This is a genomic window from Acinetobacter endophylla, from assembly GCF_053543775.1.
In genome coordinates, this window is sequence record NZ_JBLVOM010000023.1 from 1 (window position 1) to 5883 (window position 5883).

At 37.6% G+C, this 5883-nt stretch carries 7 protein-coding genes and 2 pseudogenes; 2 read left to right on the top strand and 7 right to left on the bottom strand.

The genetic code is table 11. The features are described from left to right. A pseudogene (locus tag ACNPNW_RS03125) lies at nucleotides 1-194 on the bottom strand (transposase); the annotation flags it as partial. A gap of 14 nt (nucleotides 195-208) precedes the next feature. On the opposite strand from ACNPNW_RS03125, the pseudogene ACNPNW_RS03130 reads away from it, so the two are divergent. Beyond that, nucleotides 209-373, top strand: a pseudogene (locus tag ACNPNW_RS03130) (HTH-like domain-containing protein); the annotation flags it as partial. 75 nt (nucleotides 374-448) lie between these two features. Here ACNPNW_RS03130 and ACNPNW_RS03135 read toward each other — a convergent pair. Both ACNPNW_RS03135 and ACNPNW_RS03140 read right to left on the bottom strand, forming a co-directional pair. Continuing rightward, on the bottom strand, nucleotides 449-763 hold the full coding sequence (locus ACNPNW_RS03135; protein WP_047930176.1) for a BrnA antitoxin family protein: 315 nt from the start codon (nucleotides 761-763) through the stop codon (nucleotides 449-451). Then, entirely contained in the window at nucleotides 750-1037 is a 288-nt protein-coding gene (locus ACNPNW_RS03140) for a BrnT family toxin (RefSeq protein WP_023271598.1), read from the bottom strand. The genes ACNPNW_RS03135 and ACNPNW_RS03140 overlap by 14 nt, the downstream gene beginning before the upstream one ends. Before the next feature lie 389 nt (nucleotides 1038-1426). Here ACNPNW_RS03140 and ACNPNW_RS03145 point away from each other — a divergent pair, with 389 nt between their 5' ends. Further along, the gene (locus tag ACNPNW_RS03145; protein ID WP_004282105.1) at nucleotides 1427-1624 is read left to right on the top strand and encodes a hypothetical protein; all 198 of its coding nucleotides are present in this window, start codon (nucleotides 1427-1429) and stop codon (nucleotides 1622-1624) included. A gap of 66 nt (nucleotides 1625-1690) precedes the next feature. Here the strand turns inward: ACNPNW_RS03145 and ACNPNW_RS03150 are convergent, their stop codons facing one another. The 4 genes from ACNPNW_RS03150 to chrA form a co-directional block, all read right to left on the bottom strand. Next, nucleotides 1691-3568 (bottom strand): potassium transporter Kup, encoded by a 1878-nt coding sequence (locus tag ACNPNW_RS03150; protein WP_151726438.1) that lies wholly within the window; start codon nucleotides 3566-3568, stop codon nucleotides 1691-1693. Between the two features lie 253 nt (nucleotides 3569-3821). Further along, nucleotides 3822-4115: a type II toxin-antitoxin system RelE family toxin gene (locus tag ACNPNW_RS03155; protein ID WP_125280690.1), complete on the bottom strand. Its 294-nt coding sequence runs from the start codon at nucleotides 4113-4115 to the stop codon at nucleotides 3822-3824. Continuing rightward, a complete protein-coding gene (locus ACNPNW_RS03160; protein WP_000246756.1) occupies nucleotides 4105-4350 on the bottom strand; it encodes a type II toxin-antitoxin system RelB/DinJ family antitoxin in 246 nt (81 codons plus the stop codon). Before ACNPNW_RS03160 ends, ACNPNW_RS03155 begins: the two co-directional genes overlap by 11 nt. A 196-nt stretch (nucleotides 4351-4546) precedes the next feature. Continuing rightward, nucleotides 4547-5883 (bottom strand): chromate efflux transporter (gene chrA / locus ACNPNW_RS03165; RefSeq protein ID WP_448766512.1); only part of this gene is annotated, 1337 nt, incomplete at its 5' end.

Below are 5883 nucleotides of genomic sequence, written 5' to 3' on the forward strand. Positions count from 1 at the left end.
CTATTTGTTTTCTTTGGTATATTCGCTTTAGTCCCTGTTTTCCTGATCTGTTCACGCAGTGGTTCTGAATCATAGCCTTTATCTGCGCATACCACTTTTGTCTCTTTTAAATCTAATGTTGATATTAAATCAGGCGCAACTTTAACATCATGTGTGGTTCCATCGGTAATCATGAAATCAATAGGATTGCCGTTCTTGGACGCAGGAGTTACATATCCAAGTTATTAAATATGCAGATAGTTTGGTAGATGTCACAGGAAAAGAGTTTTGTGAGGCCGTCCAAATTAAGGATAGCTATTTTGCTGAATTTAATAAGATGAAAAAGATAGCAACAAGATTAGTCGCAGCAGGATTAGATGTTAGTCGTCTATAGCCTTTATTTAAATTATCTAAAATTAACATAATACACCTTATACGAATTCAAAAATGGGAGCCTAAGCTCCTATTTTTACTGATGTTTTTTTAATTCTTTTAGCATGGCATCCCGCAAGATTTCATTCATGCGTGTCTGATAACCTTTACCTTGTGCTTTGAACCATGCAAGTACGTCAGCATCTAAACGAATAGATGTTTGTTGCTTCACTGGTCGATAGAATTGATTGTGGCGTACAGCATTGCTCCAGTCGGTAATTTCAGGCATATCTGAGAGATCTAGCTGATCGTCAGGAACCGTTCCCTTAGCAAGCAAGCGTTGAATTTCAGCATCTTGCTTGTCGCTGAATTTTTCATTCAGTTCTTTGCGTGAGTATCTAACCATGCTCATATCTATCTCGCTCCGCCTTAGTTACTTGTCTTGCACTAATGATTCGTATGATTTCACAGTCATCTTCATCAAAGATGGTATGAGCTACTAAGAGCATTAGTACGCCTTTCACTTTTCCAATGGTCTGCCAACGTTCTTCACCATCGGTATGTCTGTCCTGGATTGAGATCCTTAGCGGATCTTCAAAAACAAGGCTTGCCGTTTCGAAAGAGACATCGTGTTTTTTCTGATTCTTTCGATTCTTTGCCTCATCCCATTCGAAATACTGTTCCATAAAAAACATTCAAATTTGTATATACAATAATGTATCACAAAATTGTATCACTCAAGCTGAAAAGCGTAATTTTTGGTCAAAATTAGTGGCAAAATATGACAAAGTTGATCAAAAAACACACGAGTTGTTAAAGCGTGTGTTTTTTGATCTTTTTGGTTTTGGTTTTATTGAATTAAGTGTTTGATAAATAGAACTATTTAAAAAGGCATTTCGTATAACGCCCATTATGTTAAATGGAACCTTCTTTAGTTGAATATTCATACTTTCAATGGAGCAAAACTTGCAGAATCTTGTCTAATTTGTAATCCTTGCAGCCAAGGGTGTCTAGCTGAGCTAAGGCAGGTATTTGTTGTAGTCGGGCCGCTATAATATTGATAAAGAGCGCCTGTATGTTTAATTTCAAGATTTTTAATAAAGTCTCTACGGAAGTGTTGACGATAAAAAATGACCTTCAGCTTAATTCTGAAATTCAACTTATAACAAAATATAAGACCTCTACTTCTGAAGATTATAAAAAAGCAATTATTTTGATCTTTAAAGAACGTGGTTATTCAGCTTTAGAGATTGGTCAACTATTGGAAAATTAAAGTAAAAGATTTATTCTGATCAGATAGGCACCCTTATTTAAAGGTGCCTATTCATTTTAGAAATTCTTAAATTTCAATCTGACTACCTAGCTCTACCACCCGGTTAGAAGGGATTTTATAAAAATCACTGACAGGGCTGGTATTTTTTTGCATTGCGACAAATAACTTTTCACGCCATGTAGACATCTTGCTGGACAGACTTGGAATTAATCTTTCTCTAGAAACAAAGAAGCTGATATTCATTAAGTCATACTCAAGATCCAGTACTGAAAAAGCTTGTTTCAATGAATGAGGCACATTAGGCTCTTCTTTAAATCCATAATGGATCGTTATTCTGAAAAAACCATTCTCTAGTACTTCAGTAACGATTCGCTTAGCTTCATCAACATACGGGATTTCAGAAGTCTTGATTGTCACCAAAAAATTACGTTCATGCAGAACTTTATTATGCTTTAGATTATGTAAAAGCGCATGGGGTACGACTTGAGGCGTTCCAGTTAAAAATACGGCATTTCCACTCACTTTCTGACCTGTCTGTTCAAGGTGCTCAAGAAACACATTCAGTGGAAGCGTGTCCTTCTGCAGTTTGTCCTGAAGAATCTCTCTGCCTTTTTTCCAGGTCATCATGAGGGTAAAAACAATAACCGCAATAACGACTGGTACCCAGCCTCCAATCAGGACTTTTAATAGGTTTGAACTCAGCAAAACCAGATCAATAAAGGCGAATGGAATAATGAACAGTAAGACTTTCCATGTTTTCCATTTCCAGTAACTATAAGCCAGAAAAGCTACTAACAGTGTGTCACAGAACATGGTCACAGTGACGGCCAGACCATAAGCACCTGCCAACTTGCTGCTACTTTCAAATATTAAGATCAAGATGGTGATAGAGATAAACAGGAGCCAGTTCAGTAATGGAATATAAATTTGTCCAATTTCCGAAGCGGAGGTATGTAAAACTGTAAGCCTAGGTAGATATCCCAACTGTATTGCCTGTTTAGCCATAGAGAATACCCCACTGATTAAAGCCTGTGAGGCAATCACTGCAGCTGCAGTAGCCAGAATAATCATAGGATATAGAAGGGCTGAAGGCAGAAGCAGGTAAAAAGGATTGGTGATAGCCGAAGGATCTCTTAACAGTAATGCTCCTTGTCCAGCATAATTCAGCATCAGACATGGCAGTACAATTAAAAACCAGCCTAACTTGATCGGTAAAATACCAAAATGTCCCATATCCGCATATAAGGCTTCACCACCTGTTACTGTTAAAACCACAGCTCCCATCACAAAAAATGAAATAAGAGGATTGTTAATAACGAATAAAAAAGCCCAGTGTGGGCTGAATAATGCAAGAACAAATGGACTTTGAATAATACTCATAATGCCAATGGCACCAATAGATAGGAACCATAACAGCGTAATAGGACCAAAAAACTTCCCCATCATTGCAGTCCCATGTTTTTGAACGGCAAAGAGAGCTATAAGAATTCCAATACTGATTGGAATAATGAAGCGATCAAATGACGGGGCAGCAACAGAAAGTCCCTCAACTGCAGATAAAACAGAAATAGCAGGGGTGATGATACCGTCACCGAAGAATAAGGATGCTCCAATGAAACCTAAGATAATGATTGCCAGTCTTTTTCCACGGGACAATCCTTTTTGCCTAAGGTTTAAGGCGAGTAATGCCATGATACCCCCTTCACCATTGTTATCAGCTCTCATGATCACCAAAACATATTTAAGCGAAACAATTAAGGTAATGGTCCAAAAGATTAAAGAGAGAATTCCCAAGATATTAAGTTCATTAATAGGTAGCCCGCGTGTCGCATGAAAGCTTTCTTTTAATGCATATAATGGACTCGTTCCTATATCGCCGAATACTACTCCTAGTGCAGCCAGTGTTAATGCTGGTACTGCCGACTTACTCACATTATTTTGCATATATTTGATTTACAAAATTGGGGAGCCTCGAATTTTATCATCTGGCTTCTCATGAAATTGCCTTGTACATAAAAACCCATACTTTCTTAGAGTGTTATAGTTTTTCTAGCTAAGCCTGCACTATATAGGTGCTATTTCACTTATAAGTAATCCAAAAATATATGATTCTCTAATAGATAATTTTAAGTTTTTTCTAAAATTAACATAATACACCTTATACGAAGGCAAAAATGGGAGCTATAAGCTCCCATTTTTAGTCTTTAATTCGCTTTTTCGCTTCGTCATAAACTATGCTATCAGCTCGTTTTCCGACGGTAATGAGCAGGATAACTACCTGATCATCTTTAACTTGATAGACAAGTCGGACACCAGCTTTTAATAATTTGATTTTATAGCAACCTGCAAGATCGCCTCTAAGCATATTCTTTGGAATATGTGGCTGCTCTATGACTTTGGCTAGTTTCTTTTTAAATTGATCTCGTATAGCAACAGGGAGTTTTTCCCATTCTGCTATAAAGTCCTTGTGACGTAAAAGCTTATAAGTCATCTAATGTGACTTCCTCAAACATCTCTTTAGGATCATTAATGCGCTTACGGACAAGAGCTAATAATTCTTCATCTTCTTCCGAAAGCAAAGCTTTTTTGACAGGCAGTTTCCCAGTCGTAGCAACATACTCAAGAATACTAGTGAAGAAATCCGTAGGTGCAATACCTTGCTCTTTAAGGATTGAATAAGATTTTTCTTTAAGGGCTTCATCGACCCTGAAGTTAACAGTAGCCATCATATTTCCCAAGTATTTAATGTACTAGGAATAGTGTAATGCAAATTGCATTACAAGTCAATTTCGCATAACAGCCATTATGTTAAATGGGGAGTGATTTAGTGGAATATTCTTTAATTTTTTATATGAAAGAAGATACCTTGAATCGTGTCAAAAGAAGCATAGATTTTTTATCCATACCTCTAGTGTTCATTCTTTATAGTAAAATTTTAATCGTTAAACCCACTAAAGCAGAACCGATGATGACTCTGAGCACACTTTGATTAAATTTAAATAATGCGACTACAGCTAAAATTGCAATAATGGCAGAGATATAATCAAAATTCCCTTCAAAACCCTGTGGCCAAAGCACGTGGTAACATAAAAAGAGTGCCAAATTTAAAATTACGCCCACCACGGCAGCGGTAATGGCGGTTAAAGGGGCAGTAAATTTAATTTGATTGTGTGTGGACTCTATAACAGGTGCTCCGGCTAAGATAAAGAAAAATGAGAAAATAAAAGTAAACCACGTGACGATGATTGCACCTAATGCACCTGCAATAAATTGATGTTCAGCACCCAACAGCGAATGGTTATAAGCTGCTAAGAAGCCGACAAAAGCCACCACCATGATCAATGGGCCGGGAGTACTTTCACCTAGGGCTAAACCATCGATCATTTGAGTTGGGGTGAGCCAGTGATAAAAACCGACAGCGCCTTGATAAACGTAAGGCAGAACAGCATAAGCACCACCAAATGTCAGAAGTGCAGCTTTAGTAAAGAACCAAGCCAGTTGAGTATAAGAATGACTCCATCCCAAAACTGCTGTTAAAGAGATGAGTGGAATTGCCCATAAAAGTGCTGAAATTACAGTTATTTTGATCAGATGAGACCATTTAAAAACAGCATGTTCAGGTGTAGGGGTATCATCATCAATAATTGCACGTCCATAGGATTTTTGACTGGACTGATGTGCATTTAGCTTAAATAAATCAGGATACTTTTTACCGACCAAATAACCCGATATCGCTGCACATAAAACGATTAAAGGGAAAGGAATATTAAAAATAAATATTGCAAGAAAAGCGATAACTGCAATCGCCCATAGAAATTTATTCTTTAATGAACGACTGCCAATACGATACGTGGCATGAAATACAATTGCGGCAACTGCGGGCTTAATGCCATAAAACAAACCGGCAATGATCGGGACGTCGCCATATTTCACATAGACCCAAGACAGCCCAATGAGGATAAAAAGAGAAGGTAGAACAAATAAAACCCCTGCAACGATGCCACCTTTGGTTTTATGCATTAACCAGCCAATATAAGTTGCAAGTTGTTGAGCTTCGGGGCCGGGTAAGAGCATGCAATAATTCAATGCGTGCATAAAACGCTGTTCTGAAATCCATTTTTTTTCTTCAACTAACTCTTGGTGCATAACAGCGATTTGCCCGGCAGGGCCACCAAAGCTAATGAATCCCAGTTTTAACCAAAATTTGAATGCTTGCCAAAAGCTGATAGATTCAATTTCTGTTTCATCTATTAAAGATG

Bases quoted from the DNA above. Each gene is read 5' to 3' on its own strand.
- ACNPNW_RS03160 (WP_000246756.1), bottom strand. From the start codon at position 4,350: ATGGCTACTGTTAACTTCAGGGTCGATGAAGCCCTTAAAGAAAAATCT.
- ACNPNW_RS03145 (WP_004282105.1), top strand. From the start codon at position 1,427: ATGTTTAATTTCAAGATTTTTAATAAAGTCTCTACGGAAGTGTTGACG.
- ACNPNW_RS03150 (WP_151726438.1), bottom strand. From the start codon at position 3,568: ATGCAAAATAATGTGAGTAAGTCGGCAGTACCAGCATTAACACTGGCT.
- ACNPNW_RS03155 (WP_125280690.1), bottom strand. From the start codon at position 4,115: ATGACTTATAAGCTTTTACGTCACAAGGACTTTATAGCAGAATGGGAA.
- ACNPNW_RS03135 (WP_047930176.1), bottom strand. From the start codon at position 763: ATGAGCATGGTTAGATACTCACGCAAAGAACTGAATGAAAAATTCAGC.
- ACNPNW_RS03140 (WP_023271598.1), bottom strand. From the start codon at position 1,037: ATGGAACAGTATTTCGAATGGGATGAGGCAAAGAATCGAAAGAATCAG.